General features: G+C 70.2%; 12 protein-coding genes. 6 read left to right on the top strand and 6 right to left on the bottom strand.

Translation table 11 applies throughout. The features are described from left to right. Positions 1-85: 85 nt before the first annotated feature. Complete coding sequence (locus ACJ8AN_RS17735) at positions 86-1,249, bottom strand: cyclic nucleotide-binding domain-containing protein (RefSeq protein ID WP_407756564.1); 1,164 nt, start codon at positions 1,247-1,249, stop codon at positions 86-88. 240 nt (positions 1,250-1,489) lie between these two features. Here ACJ8AN_RS17735 and ACJ8AN_RS17730 point away from each other — a divergent pair, with 240 nt between their 5' ends. Further along, positions 1,490-1,897: a hypothetical protein gene (locus tag ACJ8AN_RS17730; protein ID WP_407756563.1), complete on the top strand. Its 408-nt coding sequence runs from the start codon at positions 1,490-1,492 to the stop codon at positions 1,895-1,897. Positions 1,898-1,969: 72 nt separating this feature from the next. Here the strand turns inward: ACJ8AN_RS17730 and ACJ8AN_RS17725 are convergent, their stop codons facing one another. Further along, entirely contained in the window at positions 1,970-6,241 is a 4,272-nt protein-coding gene (locus tag ACJ8AN_RS17725; protein WP_407756562.1) for a protein kinase domain-containing protein, read from the bottom strand. 385 nt (positions 6,242-6,626) lie between these two features. Here ACJ8AN_RS17725 and ACJ8AN_RS17720 point away from each other — a divergent pair, with 385 nt between their 5' ends. The 3 genes from ACJ8AN_RS17720 (at position 6,627) to ACJ8AN_RS17710 (ending at position 9,671) form a co-directional block, all read left to right on the top strand. Further along, complete coding sequence (locus tag ACJ8AN_RS17720; protein ID WP_407756561.1) at positions 6,627-8,273, top strand: glycosyltransferase family 39 protein; 1,647 nt, start codon at positions 6,627-6,629, stop codon at positions 8,271-8,273. Then, positions 8,197-8,529: a fatty acid desaturase gene (locus ACJ8AN_RS17715; protein WP_407756560.1), complete on the top strand. Its 333-nt coding sequence runs from the start codon at positions 8,197-8,199 to the stop codon at positions 8,527-8,529. The genes ACJ8AN_RS17720 and ACJ8AN_RS17715 overlap by 77 nt, the downstream gene beginning before the upstream one ends. Positions 8,530-8,840: 311 nt before the next feature. Continuing rightward, entirely contained in the window at positions 8,841-9,671 is an 831-nt protein-coding gene (locus tag ACJ8AN_RS17710; protein ID WP_407756559.1) for a hypothetical protein, read from the top strand. 9 nt (positions 9,672-9,680) lie between these two features. On the opposite strand, the gene ACJ8AN_RS17705 is transcribed toward ACJ8AN_RS17710, so the two are convergent. The 3 genes from ACJ8AN_RS17705 to ACJ8AN_RS17695 are packed head-to-tail and all read right to left on the bottom strand — an operon-like array spanning position 9,681 to position 11,681. Further along, positions 9,681-10,385 (bottom strand): hypothetical protein, encoded by a 705-nt coding sequence (locus ACJ8AN_RS17705; protein WP_407756558.1) that lies wholly within the window; start codon positions 10,383-10,385, stop codon positions 9,681-9,683. Then, entirely contained in the window at positions 10,382-10,792 is a 411-nt protein-coding gene (locus ACJ8AN_RS17700) for a hypothetical protein (protein ID WP_407756557.1), read from the bottom strand. The genes ACJ8AN_RS17705 and ACJ8AN_RS17700 overlap by 4 nt, the downstream gene beginning before the upstream one ends. A 19-nt stretch (positions 10,793-10,811) precedes the next feature. Next, positions 10,812-11,681 carry a WGR domain-containing protein gene (locus tag ACJ8AN_RS17695; protein ID WP_407756556.1) on the bottom strand — a complete coding sequence of 290 codons (870 nt, stop codon included), beginning with the start codon at positions 11,679-11,681 and terminating at the stop codon, positions 10,812-10,814. A 128-nt stretch (positions 11,682-11,809) separates the two neighbouring features. Here ACJ8AN_RS17695 and ACJ8AN_RS17690 point away from each other — a divergent pair, with 128 nt between their 5' ends. Further along, a complete protein-coding gene (locus ACJ8AN_RS17690) occupies positions 11,810-12,283 on the top strand; it encodes an N-acetyltransferase family protein (RefSeq protein WP_407756555.1) in 474 nt (157 codons plus the stop codon). A gap of 124 nt (positions 12,284-12,407) precedes the next feature. Continuing rightward, the gene (locus tag ACJ8AN_RS17685; protein WP_407756554.1) at positions 12,408-15,599 is read left to right on the top strand and encodes a tetratricopeptide repeat protein; all 3,192 of its coding nucleotides are present in this window, start codon (positions 12,408-12,410) and stop codon (positions 15,597-15,599) included. Between the two features lie 9 nt (positions 15,600-15,608). On the opposite strand, the gene ACJ8AN_RS17680 is transcribed toward ACJ8AN_RS17685, so the two are convergent. Then, positions 15,609-17,147: T6SS phospholipase effector Tle1-like catalytic domain-containing protein (locus ACJ8AN_RS17680; RefSeq protein WP_407756553.1), on the bottom strand; the 1,539-nt coding region annotated here is incomplete at its 5' end.

Here is a 17,147-nt window from a genome sequence, read left to right as displayed (position 1 = left end):
CGAGCGTCAGCTGGCCCCGGCACGGGGAGCACCGCGGCAGGCGTGGTGCTGAGCCTGGCGCAGCTCCGCCGCCCTGGGCTCAGTTTCAGTTGAAGCCCAGGCTGATGGAGACGCAGCCGATGAAGTAGTGCAGCACTGTCACCCCCACCAGGGTGCCGTGCCGACGGTAGAGCATGCCAAAGACGAGGCTCGCCACGAAGGTGATGAGGGCGAACGCGACGGACACGTACAGGTGGAAGATTCCGAAGAGCGCCGAGGTCAACACCACGGGCACCTCCGGCCTGAACTCGGGGAGGAACCGGGTGAGCGCTCCCTGGATGACGCCCCGTCCGATGAACTCCTGCAGGAAGCTGTGAGGGCCGTAGGCGAAGAAGAAGGCGGCGAACTCCACCGGGGAGTAGTTGGCCAAGGAGCCCCAGGTGACGAGCGGCTCCTGGGGGGCCCTGTTGAGCCAGCGCCAGCCCACGGCCAGCGCGACCAGGCCGGCTGTCAGCACCAGTGACTCCCGCACGCTGCGGCCGGCGTTGCGCCAGCTCAGCCCCCACGTCCTTGGGGACAGCCGCAGGCGCCAAGCGAACCAGCCAATCGGCGCGAAGGTGAGCAGCAACATGCCCCACGAGTACAGCATCTGCAAGAGCGGCGGCAGCCCCGGATTGATGAGCTTTTGCACCGCGGAGGCGATGCCGAAGAGGACGAGCGTGATCACGAAGAAGATGGCGAACTGGTTGCGCAGGTGCGCCTGTTGCAGCCGCTGGTGCAGGGCCTCGACATGGCTCTGATTGATGGCTCGCAGCCGGCGCACCATGATGCGGGCGATGGCGACGGAGAGCTTGTCCTCCAGGGTGGGAGTCATGGAGGAGGCCTGGGCAAGCCCCTTGCGCGTCACCCGCAGCAGCTCGCAGGGCCCGCTGGCCCGCAGGGTGGCCGAGGCCGGCTCTCCATCCAGGAAGGACAGCTCCCCCAGCATCGCGCCCTCGCCCAGCTGGGTGAGGGTCTGCTCGTCGGGGTACTCATCGTCCGGATCAGGCAGGTGCGTCACGTCCTTGGAGACGTCCACCTGCCCCCGCAGGACCACGAAGACGGCGTCGGGGTGCTCGCCCTCGTGGACGATGACCTCCCCGTCCGCGCACAGGCGATGCTCCGCCACGGAGACCAGGGCCTGCAGCTCTGCCTCGCTCAGCTTCTCCGTCAGTGCTTGCCGCCGCAAGAAGGAGAGCACGTCGGGTCGGGTCGGATTCGGCTGACTCATGGCTCTGCCGCGCACCGTACCACGAGGACCCGGGGTCCTCGGAGGAGGGGCGGGAAGCCCAGCAAGTCGGCGGCCAGGCGGACGTAGACAGAACCCCGGCGGAGGACGTCGCCCCGGTGAGCCGGAGGCCGGGGCGCTTGCCCTCACCCTCCACAGGCCGTCTATTCGCCTTATGCGTTGCCCCAGGAGAAGGGTAGGCTTCGTCTGTCGCGGCTGCAGCCAGCCGCGCCTGCCCACGCCATGCCCTTGATCAATGCCGACTACCCGCTCGCGAGCTGGTTCCTCCTGGTAGTCACCATCTCCTTCTCCTGCCTCTACGCGCTGCCCCTGCTGTTCATGCCCTTGAGGTGGGCCCGCTGGTTCCGCTGGCCGATGCCCGAGGGCAACACCTGGCTCACCGTCTACTTCGGCCGGTGTCTCGGAGGGCTCGCCCTGGCCGCCATCCTCATCGTCGTGCGCGCCATCCCCGATCCCAAGGCCCACCTCCCCCTCTTCGACTTCATCTACCTGGTATGCGGGATCATGACGGCCATCCACATCTGGGGTGCCCTCGAGCGCACCCAGCCGTGGACAGAGGACGTGGAGATCCTCACGTATGGCGCCGCGGCGGTCGCCGCCGCCTGGATCCGTTTCTCCGTTCTGGCCTGAGCTGGAGCACGTGGAGCTGCCCTCGCGGCCCGCGAGGCGGGCCCCGGCCAGGATCATCGCATCGAGCGCGCTCTACCGTTCGCTCGGCTCGGCGGGAGCCTCGGTGAGGCGCCGCACCCGCCGCAGCTCGGCCTCGGCGCCGATCGCGGTGAAGATCACCTCGGCCTTCTCCAGCATCTCCTCGCGCAGATGCGGCAGCGCCACCGCGGCGTCGTAGCAGACCACGCCCTTCTCCCAGCGGTTGGGCGTATCCTTCAAGACTTCCAGCGCCCGCCGGAAGAGCGACTCGGCCTGCTGGGTGCGGCCCCTCAGTCGGGCGTACCGGGCCTTCACCCGCAGGGTCGGCCCGGCCAGGTAGGGGTAGCGACCGGCGACGAACTGCGCCTTGAGCAGCGAGAGGCGCACGATCTTCAACAGCCGCGAGCGCTTCACCGAGGTGGCTCCCGTCTCCAGCGCGTAGAGCGCGGCCTCGGCCGCATCCACCAGGCCGATCTGGAGGAAGGGCACCAGCACATGGTAGCGCCAGATGGTGCGGAACAACCGGTCCGCGAGCTGGGCGGCCTCCTCCGGTTGCTCCTCGCGCACCGCGATGTTCGCGAGGTGGTTCAGCGCCGCGCACTGGTTGGCAAGGTCCTTCACCTGCACGCTGATGCCGTGCGCCTTTTCGATCTCCGAGCTGACGCTCGCGGCGTCCTGCGTGCCCAGCAGGTACCGGCAGAATGGCGCCCACGCGTGCGACCAGCCCTGGTGCATCAGCGCATTGAGCTGGAGCCCCAGCGCGCCCATCTCGATATAGATTCCCTCGGCTGCCTTGAACTCCGACTTCAAGAAGCGGCTGGTGGCCAGCATCATCAAGCTGGTCTGCAGCTCCCACATCTCGCCCACCTGCCGGAGCATCCCGCCCGCCTGCTCATGCAGCGTGACCGCCCGCGACAGCTTGTTCGCGAAGGTGGCCTGTACGGCCAGCCGGCACAGCGCGATCGCCTCCGTCGCCGGGTCCTTCGCGCGCCGGGCCAGCTCCACTCCCGCCTCGCACTTCTTGACCGAGCTCTCGAGAAACCCCGCCCCGAACAGCAGGGTCCCGTAGTAGGACCGCGCCAGGCTGGAGGCATAGTCCGAGCGCACGCGCTGGGCCATGTTGTTGAGCACCAGCGTGGCCCAGGTCAGCTTGTTGATGTCGACGAAGTAGTAGATCTTGATGAGCGCGACCAGCGTGTCCAGACGCCGCAGGTAGTCCCCACGGCGCTCCTCGGACACTGGCCGCAGCAGCAGCCACGGGAGCAGCGTGCCGAACGCGCGCAGGAGCACCTCGCCCAGGATCTTCAGCCCCAGCCCCACGAGCGACCTCGGCGCCTTCAGCCCGAACAGCCGCAGCGCCTTCTCCAGTTCCTGGATCGCCGTACCCGACTCGCCCTGCTCCTGGCGCACGCGGCCCAGCCCCGAGTGGAGCTCGGCGCGCGCGCGCGGGTCCTTCTCGGTGGCGAGGCACTCCTGGAAGATCGCGGCGGACTCGGCGTAGCTGCCCGCCTGGAGCAGGGTGTGCGCCAGCGCCTCCTTCACCTTCCGGACCTGCCTGGCGACCTCCTTCTCGTCGCGGATGGCGCCCGAGGTCAGCAGCTGGAGCGCCTGCCGGTAGTGGTAGCTCGCCTCGCTGTTGGCGTACTGCGCCTGGGCCTCGCGCGCCGCGAACAAGCTGTAGCGCAGCGCCTTCGCCAGGTTGTTCCCGGAGAGGAAGTGGTAGGCGAGCACGCCCGGCGCGGTCTTCGCGCTCGCGGCCTCCAGCGTCTCCGCCAACCGCAGGTGGAGCCCCTGGAGCGTCGGCGCGGGCAGGTTCGCCACCACCGCCTCGCGGATCCGGTCGTGGAAGGCCTCCACCAGATCCGGCTCCTTGGTGCGGACGAACCGCTCGCCGCGAAGCAGCGACAGCGTCTCCAACTCGGAGGCAGCGGGCAGGTCGGCGATCTTCCTCACCACCGCGACCGGCAGCGGCCGCCCCGCCACGCAGATCACCTCCAGCAGGTGGCGGGCCTGCTCGGGGAGCTTCTCGACGCGCTCGGCGATGACCCGGCTCAGCGACAGCCAGTCGGCGGGGCGCACGCTCCCCTCGCGGCGGAGCGCCCGCAGGTACCAGGAGAGCTCGGCCACGAAGAACGGGCTGCCCGCGGACTCGCGGGCAATCGTCGTCGCGTCATTGCGCGCGTTGGGGTGGTCCTCGCCCAGCAGCGCCAGCGCGAGGTTGCCCGCGTCCTCGGGGCTCAGCGGGCCGACCTCGACCTCGCGGAAGCGCGCCCCCGTCTGCTGGCCGCGCCGTGGCTTGAGCGCCGTGACCACCGCGCTGCGCTCGGCGTCCTCGGTGCGGTAGCTGGCGAGCAGCAGCAGCGCCGGCGACTCCGGTGGGCTGAGCAGATCGGACAGCAACGCGGCGCTATCGCTGTCGCTCCACTGCAGGTCATCGATGAACAGGACCAGCGGCCGGTGGCGGGCGAGCCGGAGCAGCAGCTCACGCAGGGCCGTGGTGCCTCGGCGGCGCAGCTCGTGCGGGTCCGTGGCCGGCTCCCGTGCCGGGATGCTGGCGATCACCTGCGCGCGCTTGAGGGCCGGGAACAGCCCGGCCAGCGAGAGGATGTCGCGCGGCAGCAACTGCTCGGCGTCGCTGGGCGGCAGCAGCATCAGGTGGCGGGTGAGCGAGTCGATCAGGCTGTCCAGCGCCTTGTACGGCACCTGCTCGCGCTCGTAGCAGCGGCCCTCGAGCACCACCGCCTGGCCTTCCCGGGAGAGGGCATCGAGGAACGAGCGCACGAGTACGCTCTTGCCCATGCCCGAGGTGCCGTGGACGAAGAGCAGCACCGTGTTGCCCTGCCGGGCGCCGGTCAGGCCCTCCGCGAAGGCGGCCAGCTGCCTCTCGCGGCCGAGAATGCCGGTGTCCTGGTCGCGCCGGGAGAGGGGCTCGGGCGCGCGAACGGCGCCGGCCTCGCCGCCCAGGCGCGCCAGCACCTCCGCGCCGGTCATCCGCTGCGCGGGATCGCGGCTCAACAGCCGCATGGAGATCTCGCAGAGGTCCTCCGGCAGCTGGCGGTCGAACGTGCGGGGATCCGGTGGATCCTCGTTCATCTTTTGGAGCAGCATGTCGCGCGCGCTGCCGCCGTAGGGCAGCTCGCCGGTGAGCGCCTCGTAGAGCATCACCCCCAGCGCGTACATGTCCGCGGCCGGGGTGAGGTCGCGGCCGACGGCCTGCTCCGGCGCCATGTACGCCGGGGTGCCGGAGATCACCATCTCCAGGCCGCGGTAGACGTTCTCGCGCGAGAGCTCCGCCACCAGGCCGAAGTCGAGCACCACCACGCGGCCCCTGCGGGTGACCATCACGTTGGAGGGCTTGAGGTCCCGGTGCAGCTTACCCGCTTGGTGGAGCGCGCCGAGGCCGGCCACCAGCTGCGTCATCGCCTTGCGCAGGCGAGCTTCGTCCAGCGTCCCTCCATGTCGCCGCTCGGGGAGCTGCCGCGAACCGACAGGGAGGCCGCCACTCCCCTCCGACCTCAGCGTCTCCACCACGGAGATAGAATCGTTCGGGTCAGTCCCCGGCATGTGCACCGGCGCCGAGGGCAGCCCTCTCCCGAGCGGCAGGGCGTCCAGGTTCTGCGACTCCGTCGGGGCAGGCGCCATCTGGCCGAAGACCTGCGTGCCACGCCCGCTATTGCCCGAGTCGTGCGGCGGCAGCTCTCTCACCGGTGGAGTCGGGGCAGGCGCCACCTGGCCGAAGACCTGCGTGCCACGCCCGCTATTGCCCGAGTCGTGCGGCGGCAGCTCTCTCACCGATGGAATCGGGGCAGGCGCCACCTGGCCGAAGACCTGCGTGCCACGCCCGCTATTGCCCGAGTCGTGCGGCGGCAGCTCTCTCACCGATGGAACCGCCTGGAGCACCTTCCCCCCGGACACGTGGGTGTCCCGCTCCGGCTGGGACTGACTGCGCATCGTCGGGAGGTAGCCGGACTCCGGGCCGGAGGGCACCGAGCTCGGGAGCTGCTCGGAGGCGCCGCGGACGTACTCGAGGAAGTCCACGCCTTCGACCAGGTCCATCGTGAAGTACCACTGGTCGTCGATGGAGAACAGCTCGTGCAGTCCGAGCAGGTTCGGGTGCGTCACGTCCGCCAGGGAGCGGAACTCCTGCTTGAAGTGGTAGACGGTCGAGGCGTCGAACTGGCGAAGCCGCTTCAGGGCGACCTTGAGCTCTCGCTGCTTGTCGTAGACTTCGTAGACGATGCCGAAGCTGCCCGCACCGAGACGCCGCTCGACGATGAATCGTCGGTTGAGCGTTCCCCCCACTTCGAGTTCCGGCGCTGTTGACATCGGCAGATCATATGCTGCGATGCCACCCCCCGAGCAGTGTCTAAGTTCGAGTTTCGCAGTTTCGGGCGGTCAGGATGAGCGAGTGGAGGGTGAGCTGGTGGGTTACGTAGCCTCCGCTCCCGGTGGCGCCTTCCAGCTCGCCTGATGACGGCCTCACCGGGGTGCTGGTAGCGGTAGGGAGCAGCGGACCCAAGCACCATTCGGCGGACTACCGGCTGTTCGCCGCGGCGCGCTGGAGCCTGGACGCGCTGGGGCCGGGTGGTGCGCTGGATGAACGAGGCACTCCCCGAGCACCGCTCCACGCCGGACCGGCAGCGGGCCCTGCCCCTCTCCACCGCGATCTCCAGCCGATAGCCCGGCCGCGGATGGTATCTTCCGCCGCCTCATGTCACGCGACACCCGGGCCCACGTCATCGCCTTCTCCGTCCTCGGGCTCCTGCTGGTGGTCCACACCCTGCTCTTCTTCCCGATGCGGGTGGATGACGCCTTCATCCTGCTGCGCTACGCGGAGAACCTCGCGGCGGGCAACGGGCCCGTCTTCAACCCGGGCGAGCGCGTGGAGGGCTTCACCAGTCCGGCGATGGTGGTGCTCGAAGCCGCCCTTCTGCGCCTGGGCGTGGAGCCGCTGCTGGCGGTGAAGCTGTTCGGAATCCTGTGCGGGCTCGTGCTGCTGGGCGTCACCATGGCCCTCGCCCGGGAGCTGAGCGGCTCGCGCGCGGCCGGAGTGCTCGCGGGGCTGCTGGTGGCGCTGCACACGGGCGTCGCGGTGGCGTGCATCAACGGCCTCGAGACGGCGCCCTTCGCGGCCCTCGTGGCGCTCGGCCTCTATTTCCACGTGCGCGCCCGCTCGCCCCGGGACGAGGGCCTGGCGGGACTCGCGCTCGCCCTGGCCCTCCTCTTCCGCCCCGAGGGAGGCCTGCCGCTCGCCTTCATCGGCGTGAGCGCGCTGTGGCGCTGGCGCGAGGAGCCGGACCGCTGGCGCCGCTGGCTCGCGCTCGCCCTGCCCACGCTGGTGCTCGTGGTGCCGGTGCAGGCCCTCAAGGCGGAGTGGTTCGGCTCGCTCACGCCCAACACGCTGCTCGCCAAGGTGCCGCTCGACGCGACGGGCCGCCTCGCCTCCGGGCTGGACTACCTCGCCGGGTACGGCACCGCGCACTACGGCTACCTCGCGCTGCTGAGCCTGTGGGCGCTCGCGCTCAAGGCGGACCCACGCTTCCGGCTGCTCGCGCTCCTGGCCACGGTGTGGACCGGGTACATCGCCTCCGTGGGCGGTGACTGGATTCCGCACTACCGCTTCCTCGTGCCGCTGGTGCCGCTGGCCGCCGTGGGCACCGCCACCACCCTCGTCTTCATCTGGAAGCTGCTCGGCGAGCGGCCGCGCGAGGGCGTACGGACTCCGGCCCGCGCGGGACTGGTGCTGCTCGCGGCCGCCGCGGTGCTGCCCGCCGCCCTGCTCGAGCTGCGGAGCGTGCTCGAGGAGGTGCACTGGGGCACCCGCGCCTCCGTCCGGGCGCGCGAGCCGCTCGGCCCGTGGCTCATGTCCCTGGCCGGGCCGGGCACCTCGGTGGCGATGCTCGACGTGGGCGCGGTGGCCTACCGCTCCGGGCTGCGCGTCATCGACACGGGCGGCCTGACGGATGCGCGGGTGGCGCGCGTGCTGCACACCAGCCATGGCGGCTACCAGGGCTACCTCTTCTTCCCGGACAAGGCGGGGGCGCGGGAGATCGCCCGGGTGGTGCTCGCGGACGAGCCCTCGTTCGTGGTGCTGCGCCTCAATGGCGAGCTGCCGTGGCTCCTCCAGGGACGCGTCTGGCTCGAGGGCAGGCCCCTGACGCTGCGCGCGGCCTACGAGCAGGACCGCGCCCTCATCGAGGCCCCGGGCTTCACCGAGCAGTACGAGTACCTGTGCAGCATCCCCTCGGACCTGAGCCCCTTCGGCTGGGTGTGGCACTACAATGTCTTCGCCCGCAAGGGGTTGCCGCTGGCCCACCGGCCCCAGCCGGACGCCGAGGGCGCCACGCGCTGCTTCTGAGGCGCCGTCACACGGCGGTCACGACACGAAGGACCACAGCCGCAACGTGTGGTGGGTGAGCGTGCTCGCGCTCGGCGAGGGCTGGCACAACAACCACCATGCCTTCCCGGGCTCGGCGCGGCACGGCCAGGCGTGGTGGCAGTTGGATCCGGGCTGGGCCTTCATCCGGCTGCTGCGCGGGTGTGGCCTCGCGTGGGACGTGAAGCTTCCCGGCCAGCGCGCTCCCGAGTCCCAGCCGGAAGCCCGCGCGGCCTGAAGCACGCCCATCTCCGAAGCTGCGCCCCTCCCACTCCCCTCTTCTTCGTCCGAGGCACGCCCATGCGGATCGCCGTCATCTCCACGTACACGCACCCGACCCGGCAGCCTGGGACGCGCAGCAGATGGTGCGCCTGGGCATCGAGCCCCAGCGCATCGGTGTGCCCGAGTCCCTGCTCGCCCGGGTGAGCTGAGCCGCGGCGTGCCCATCGCCTATGGAGCGAGGAAGCGGCCGTGCTCGTGGTGCAAACAAACTGCTTGGAGCTCACAGCGGATCGACCGGACGATTTCCGTCCGATAGAGTCCCGCGCCATGAATTTCATGAACCGCAAGCTGTGGATCATCGGAGGAATGAGCCTGGCGCTGGGCGCGTGTGCGGCGAAGAAGGTGGCGCCGGTGCGCTACAGCCTCGGGCTCGCGAGCGCGGACTACCGCGACTACTCCAAGGCCCGGGTGAACATCTGTGACGCGGAGCCGCGCACGGTGGCGGACGAGCTGGGCGGGGTGAACAAGCTGCTGACGGACTTCCTGTCCTCGACCGAGCAGGTGAAGAACCCGCACTCGGTGGACCATGGGCGCGCCGTGGAGCTGCTCCAGGAGGCCTCGGGCTCGCTGGGCAAGGTGCTGGACGTGTACCAGGCCAACCTCGGCGCGGTGGGCAAGTGCGGCTACGCGAAGTCCGGGGCCTTCCCCGAGCTGACGAAGCAGGGCCGCGAGCTGGTGGAGCAGTCGCGGGCGCGGATGGAGGCGGCCACGCAGTTGCTCGCGGTACAGGAGGCGCAGAAGAAGTGGCTGGCCGAGGCGCCCGAGCGCGAGAAGACGGCGCGCCAGACGTGGTGCGCGAAGAACCCCGAGGTGGGCAGCACCGACCTGTACTACGCGCGCCGGTTCGCGGACGGCCGCACCGAGTGGCTCTTCTGTGATGGGCACATCGTCCAGTCCGGCGCCAACGGGGGCGAGCCGACGCTGGTGTCTCCCGAGGGCCTGAGCCAGAAGGATCGCCGCAAGGTGAAGCCGCCGCGCTACCTCGAGGCGGCGCAAGGCTACCCGGTGGAGGAGATGGACAAGCAGCCCGCGAGCATCGCGGACCTGTCGAAGCCCGCCCCCGCCCCCGCCCCCAACACGGCCGCGGGCGGGAACTGACGGCGCGCGCTACGGCGCGTACGTCACCACCAGGTGGTTGGTGGTGAGCACCATCCGGCGCGGCACGGCGTTGCCGCCCGGGATGGTGAGGTCGAAGACGAAGGGCGTACGCAATACGCGCTCGTTCATCTGCTGCCTCAACATGCTCTCGGAGTTGGGGCTCGAGTTGGCGTTGAGACGCGTGTGCGACGCGTGGGCCTGGGCCTGCAGCGTGTTGTCGCTGCCCAGGGACAGCTCCACCAGCAGGTCCACCACCACGCCGGCGGCCACGCCCGATTGGAACTTGCGGACCTCCTGTTGGTAGGCCTTGGGGACGCTGCCGGTGTAGCGGATGTTCTCGCCGCGCATCAGGGCCTTGCAGGTGAGCGTGTTGGCGGGGCCGAAGCGCACGTCGGTGAGGCGCTCGATGATGACGTCCCCGTCGAGCTGCTGGTGGAAGCTGCGCGCGGCCATCCTCATGGGGAACAGCTGCGAGGCCAGCTGCTGCAGGGCGGCGGGCGAGTAGTACATGGAGAAGGAGCGCCCCGCCTTGCCCGGAGCGCGCAGCTCCTCGGCGTAGGACGTGACGGACTGGAGGGCGCGGTTCGTGGCCTCCAGCTCGCGGGTGAGGCGCTGGTTCTCCAGCTCGGCCGACCGCACGCGCGCGGCACCCGAGGCGCAACCGGCGCCGCACAGGGCCCAGAGGGCCAACAGGCCCAGGCGGAGCGCCCTCATGGCCCCACCTTGCAGGTGCCCGGGGCCAGGCGCCACGCGCCCTGCGTGCGGGACGCGGCGAAGGTGGCCATCAGGCGGTAGGACTGGCCACGCAGGGAGAAGCGGGCATGCTCGGCACCCGAGCGGGGCAGCCCCGGCACCGGCGCGCTCACCGGCGACACCCCGACACAGGCGAGGTTGTTGAGCCCGGCGGCGCCTTCCGCCTGGGACACGGTCTGGAAGGACTTCACGAGCTCGGCCTGCCTGGCGCTGAGTTCGGCCTGGAGCTCGGCGTTGCGCGCCTCCAGCTCCGCGGCGCGCTGCTCCGTGGCGGAACCCGAGGAGGAGCGCGAGGCCCCCTTTCCGGAAGCACACCCGGCCGCGCACAGCGCGAGCACGGGCCACAAACACCAGCGGGACGTGGTCATGTCCCTCACGCTACACCGCTCACGCACCCAGGCGGGACAGGCGCTCGGCGAGGCGCGAGTCCTCCCCCGCATCCAGCGAGCGCAGCCACGCCGGCAGCGAGCTGCCTCCCGCCACCAGGTGTCCCTCGAGGTGCGGGCGCAGCTCGCTCCACCGCTTCTCCCAGCCCTCACCGCCCTGGGCCCGGGGCCGCTCCTCCAGCAGCGTGCCCACGCGCAGCGCCAGCTCCGGCTCGCCGAGCGCCTCGGCCTGACGGGACAGCAGCGCCGTGGCGGCCTGGGACGGAGCCCCCGCGGGCGCGCGCTTCCACTGCTCCAGCGTCCGGGGGAAGGCCGAGGCGTCCAGCTCGGACAGCAGCTCCATGGCCACCCACAGGGGCAGCCGGGGCTCGCCGCGCGGCGCCACCACCTTCGCCATCAACGACGTGAACACCGTGCCCAGGGCCGGGTGTTTCGCCGGGTCCACGCCTCCGAGCGTCCGGAGCGCGCGCCGGGCCCCGCGGGCCTGCTGCGCCACCTTCCAGCTCCGTCCGCCCACGAGCGCGTCGAGCGTGGTGAGCGCCGCCACGGCCGCGGTCACCTGTTCGGCGGAGGGCTTGCCCCCTCGCACGCGGGGAGGCAGCGAGAGCTTCGGGGCGGCGGCCGCCGCGCCCTTCGCCCCCTTGGGAGCGGCCTGGGGCGCCTCGGAGGACACCTCGCGGTAGCCCTCGCGCAGCTTCTCGGCCACCTTGCGGTCGTACTCGCGCCGGGCGCTCTCTTCGTCGTCGAACTCCTTCTCCTTGCGCTGGCCCTCGGTGCCGAGCCTCCCGTACACCACGACGAAGGTGCTGCCCTGGACCTCGGCCATCCAGAACTTCGCGCTGGTGCCCTCGACGAACTCGAACCTGCGCATGGTGCTGCCCCTCCCGTACCGGGTGTGCGGATGCCCGGCGGACGCTACTACGGGCGGCGGTGGCGCTCCCACTCCAGACGACGCGGATGGCGCTTCACCCGCGCCTCCGCGGCGGTAGTGTCCCGCGCATGATTCGTTCTGCCACCCCCGCGGATGTCCCCGCCATCGCCCGGCTCATCCGGGCCCTGGCCGAGTACGAGAAGCTCTCCCACGAGGTCGTCCTCCGCGAGGAGGACCTGAATCAGCACCTCTTCGGCCCCAAGCCCTACGCCGAAGTGGTTCTCGCCGAGGACGGCGGCCAGGTGGTGGGCTTCGCCCTCTTCTTCCACAACTACTCCACCTTCCTGTCCAAGCCGGGCCTCTACCTGGAGGACCTCTTCGTGCTGCCCGGGTCCCGGGGCAAGGGGCACGGCAAGAAGCTGCTGTCGCACCTGGCGAAGCTCGCCGTGGAGCGCGGCTGCGGCCGCTTCGAGTGGTCCGTGCTCGACTGGAACGAGCCCGCCATCCAGTTCTACAAGTCCTTCGGCGCGGCGCCGATGAACGAGTGGACCGTCTTCCGCGTCACCGGCGACGCATTGCAGCGGCTCGCGCGCGCCGCGTGAGCGGGCCCGGTTGCCCTCCGAGCGGCCTGCCGCACGGCGTCGTGGCCCGTTGATTACGGAATCGGCGCAACGATGCATTCTCGCCTCCACCCGGGCGTGACATCCTGCACGGGAGCGAGGCTGCATGGGGTCCTTCGACGACAAAGAGCGACGCACGCTCGTCACCGACGACGAGCGCCGCACGGCCGTGCCGGAGGACCGGCGCACGGTCGAGACGGATGAGCGCCGCACGCTCGTGAAGGACGAGCGCCGCACCGTCAACCTCGGCACGGAGAACCCGGCGGAGCCTGTCTCCCGCACCCGACCTGATGGGATGCCCACGCTGGGCCGGGGCACGCCCCTGGACCGGTACGTGGTGCTCGACCCATTGGGCGAGGGCGGCATGGGGATGGTGTACGCCGCCTACGACTCGGTGCTGGACCGGAAGGTGGCGCTCAAGCTGCTGCCGCCCGATGACCTGGAGGGAGGCACCGAGCTGGCCTCGGGACGGGCGCGGCTGCTGCGCGAGGCGCAGGCCATGGCCCGGCTCTCCCACCCCAACGTGGTGGCCGTCTACGACGTGTACCAGCACGGCGCCCAGGTCTTCATGGCCATGGAGCTGGTGGAGGGCCAGACGCTCCTGCAATGGCAGCGGGAGAAGCCGCGCACGTGGAGGGAGAGTCTCGCGGCCTTCCTCGACGCGGGCCGGGGACTGGCCGCCGCGCACGCCGCCGGGCTCGTGCATCGCGACTTCAAACCCACCAACGTGCTGGTGGGCAAGGACGGCCGCGTCCGGGTGACGGACTTCGGCCTCGCGCGCGAGCACCACGCGCCCCCGGAGCCCGTGTCCGTCGAGAGCACGCCCTCCCCGGGCACCGGCCCCGTCAAGCCGCACAGCCTGCTGGAGCTGGAGCTGACGCAGCGGGGCGCGGTGATGGGAACGCCGGCCTACATGGCGCCCGAGCAATTCCGTGGCGCCACCGCCGACGCGCGCGGAGACCAGTTCTCCTTCGCGGTGTCGCTGTGGGAGGCCCTCTATGGCGAGCGCCCCTTCGAGGGGGCCTCCGCGAGCGAGCGCCGGGAGAACGTGCTGGCCGGGCGCATCAAGCCGCCGCCGTCCTACTCCAAGGTGCCGCCCTGGGTGAACCGCGCCCTGCTGCGCGCCCTCAACACCGCGCCCGAGTCGCGCTACCCCTCACTGGACGCGCTGCTGGCCGTGCTGGAGAGAGACCCCGCCCGGGTGCGCCGCCGCTGGGTGGGCGGCGTGGCCCTGTGCCTGCTCGTCATCGGCTCGAGCGTGATGGCGTGGACCTCGTGGCGCCAGCGCCTGGCCAACCTGTGCACCGGCAGCCAGCAGAAGCTGACGGGAATCTGGGACACGCCGCGCCAGCGGGCCATCGAGAAGGCCTTCGTGGGCACCGGCCTGTCCTACGCGCCCGACACCTGGAGCCGCGTGCGCACGGCGCTCGCCGCGTACACGGAGGCGTGGGCGGACATGCACCAGGACACGTGCGAGGCCACGCGCATCCGCGGCGAACAGTCCGAGAGCGTCATGTCCCTGCGCATGGCGTGCCTGGAGAGCCGCCGGCAGGAGCTCGCCGCGCTCACCGAGGTCTTCACCGACGCCGATGCCACCGTGGTGGAGAGGGCCATCTCCGCCACCAGTGCCCTGCGCCCGCTCCAGGGCTGCGCGGACGTGGAAGCGCTGATGGCCGAGGTGAAGCCGCCCGAGGACGCCATCGTCCGCAAGTCCGTGAACGTGGCGCGCGGCCAGCTCGCCCGCGTCAAGGCGCTCGTCGAGGCCGGTAAGTACAAGGAGGCCCTGGAGCTGGCCACGGCGGTGGAGGCCCGGGTGGCGACGCTCGGCTACAACCCCCTCCACGCCGAGGCCCTCTTCATGAAGGCCTGGACGCAGATCCTCTCCGAGGAGAACCAGGGCGTGGCGCCGCTGCTCCTGCGGGCGCTGTGGCTGGCGCACGGCTCGCGGCACGACACCGTGGCGACGGCGGCCGCGGTGCGGCTGATGGGCTACTACAGCAGCCGCGGCAGCCAGGAGGAGACCGAGCGCTGGGAGCACCTCGCGGAAGCCTCGCTGGACCGGCTGGGCGAGCACGGCGAGCTGCGCGCCATCTTCTTCAACAACCGGGGCCTGGTCTTCTACCACCAGGGCAAGTTCCCCGAGGCCTATGAGGCCTTCGACCGGGCCTTCGCCCTGGCGGAGCAGACGGTCGGCCCCGCGCACGCGACCACCCTGCGCTACGCCACCAACTCGCTGGCCGCGCTGGACAACCTGGACCGCGTGGAGGACTCCCAGCGGGCACTCGTCACGCTGGTGCGCCTGGGCGAGAACAACCTCGGGCCCGACCATCCCTTCCTCACCCAGCCGTTGATGAACCTGGCGAACATGTACGCCATCCAGGGGCGTACCCCCGAGGCGCGCCAGCTGCTCGACCGGGTGCAGGAGATTGGCAAGCAGGCGTACCGGAACGGCTCGGAGCAGTGGGCGAACTTCCACATCGCCTACGGCGACCTGGAAGCCACCGACGGCCACGACGCCGAGGCCCTGAAGCACTACGAGGAAGCCGCGCGCCTGTTCCACGAGCGCACGGGCCCGGAGAGCCCGGAGCTGATGCGGGCGCTGGTGAACGTGGCGGAGATGCAGATGATGGTGGAGCGGCTGTCCGAGTCGCAGCGCACCTTCCAGCAGGTGATGGACCTGGCGAAGAAGGACTTGCGGCAGTCCGAGCACGTCTACATCAAGGCCCTGGGCGGGCTGGCGGACCTGCACGACGCGCGAGGCCAGTACGACAAGGCCCTCAAGCTGCGCCAGCAGGCGCTGGAGCTGCGCGAGAAGAGCCTGGGCCCCGAGCACATCACCACGGCGCTCATCCGCGTGAGCATCGCCAGCACCTACCTCGAGCTGGGAGACCCCGCGCGAGCGCTCACGCTCTTCGAGAAGGAGCGGCCGCTCTTCGAGAAGATGGGCGTGGACTCGCCCATTGGGGTGCTGCCGCTGGAGGGCAAGGGCGAGGCGCTGCAGCGGCTGGGCCGGGCCACCGAGGCCGTCGCCGTGCTCGAGCGCGTGCTCGCTGTCGTGGAGAACCAACCCGTGCGCCCGGCGTACCGGGCCACCACGCAGTTCGCCCTGGCCCGCGCGCTGTGGGACGCGGGACAGCAACCCGAGCGGGCCCTGAAGCTCGCCCAGACGGCGCGCGCCACCTTCGCCCACTCGCCCACCGTCCACGCCAAGGCGCTCGCCGAGCTGGACGCCCTGCTCGACCGGCACGGCCCGAAGACGGCCATGCCCGTATCAACGGCGCTGTCGCCCCCTCCGTGAGGGAGTCTTTCAGGCGAGTTGCGAGACCGAGGGGCGTTGTGGCTGTTTCACGGCATACTGCAACCGCGTGTTGCCTCCGATGAAGATGACGCGAGGGTCGGACGGGAGCGTTGCATCCCCGGCGAAGCTGGCCAACGAGTCGTGAACGGACTCGTCGAAAAACGCGATAATCTTCTCGTCGCGCAGACCCTTGTTGTGTTTGAACTCGGCCTCGTAGGCATCGAGCAGCGCCTTGTAATGGGGGCGCAGCTTCCCGGTGAAGGACATCAACTTGAGCATCAGGGCATCGGTCAGGAGTTGCGCGTCATAGAGGCGCAGGTTCTTCTCCAACGAGCCATCCGAGCCGGGAAGCGTGTCTTGGACGGCTTTGACGCCGAGGTACTCGTTGCGCTTCTGCTTCGAGGTGTCCATGAGTTTCCGCACCCCGTCGAGCTGCTCCCGGGTGGGTCCTCCTTGATACTCGGGCCTGGACTGCCGGATCATGCTCCACATGGCCTTGTCATAGTCATCGTGGTATCTCTTCGATTCAGCATCCAGCTTGTCCATCTCGGCTTGCGTTGCTGACTTCTGCGCGGCCCAGCGTGGTTCGTATTCACGCAGAATGGCCTCGTCCTGCGTCGGCAGCCCGGCCTTCCACGCCTTCATGTTGGCGGCGATCTTGTAGAAGCGCCACTGGTAGTAGACGCGCATGTGGGCCAGCACCTGCCGGCCCAGCGGCTCGCCCGCTCCGCCCTTCACGGCATTCATGTAGTGATTGAAGCGCTCCAGGAGCTTCTTGTATTCACCCGCGCTGCCCTCATCCATTCCGAAGTCCTTCAATCGCTTCTTATCGGGGATGGTCTTGAGGAGGGGAACCTTGGCGTGGAGCGCGGTGTCGCGCATGAGCCGCAGCGGAATGAGGCTCAGCATCGAGCCGGGCTTCAAGCTTCGTGCCCCTTCACCCGGGCGGTAGCCACCGCCCACATCCGAGTGAACGCCGGGAAGGATCATCTCCCAGCAATTCTTCGGGTAGAAGTTTCCCTGGAGGACGCTGTCCAGGGGGAAGGAGTTTCGAATCTCATGGCCGGCCGCCAGATGGAAGCATCCTTCCACCATCTCGGGAACGTGCAGCTCATCCGCCCAGGAGCTATGACCGTCGAACAACCCCTTGGCCGGGTCGGCGCCGGGTGTGGCTCCGGTGGCGATTGCCCAGGGAGAGTTCGGGTCCACGCGGGAACCCATGGACGGAGAATAGCGCTGGCTCATCGCCCCCCCCGGGCTCACTTGACCGATTGCCCCGTTGTTGTTCGCACTGATCGCCAAACCAACCGAAGCCACGGTGTCGAACAGCCCGAGGAAGTACAACCGGATGGGCTGCCGGGCCGGAATGAAATGCCAGACCCCTGACTTCTTCTCGCTGAGCTTGGCGATGCGCACGGCGAAGGCGCGTGCCAGTGTAGCACCACGGGAGAAGCCAAACAGCGCCACGTTGATCGTGCCCCCCTTGCCGCCCGAGTCCTTGATGCGCTTTTCCAGCTTGCCCATCGCCCATTGGAGCCGGTCTTCGCC

Origin of the sequence: Archangium sp. (assembly GCF_045802675.1) — a bacterium.
Taxonomy (GTDB): Bacteria; Myxococcota; Myxococcia; order Myxococcales; family Myxococcaceae; genus Archangium.
This window is presented reverse-complemented; position numbering and strand designations above follow the sequence as displayed.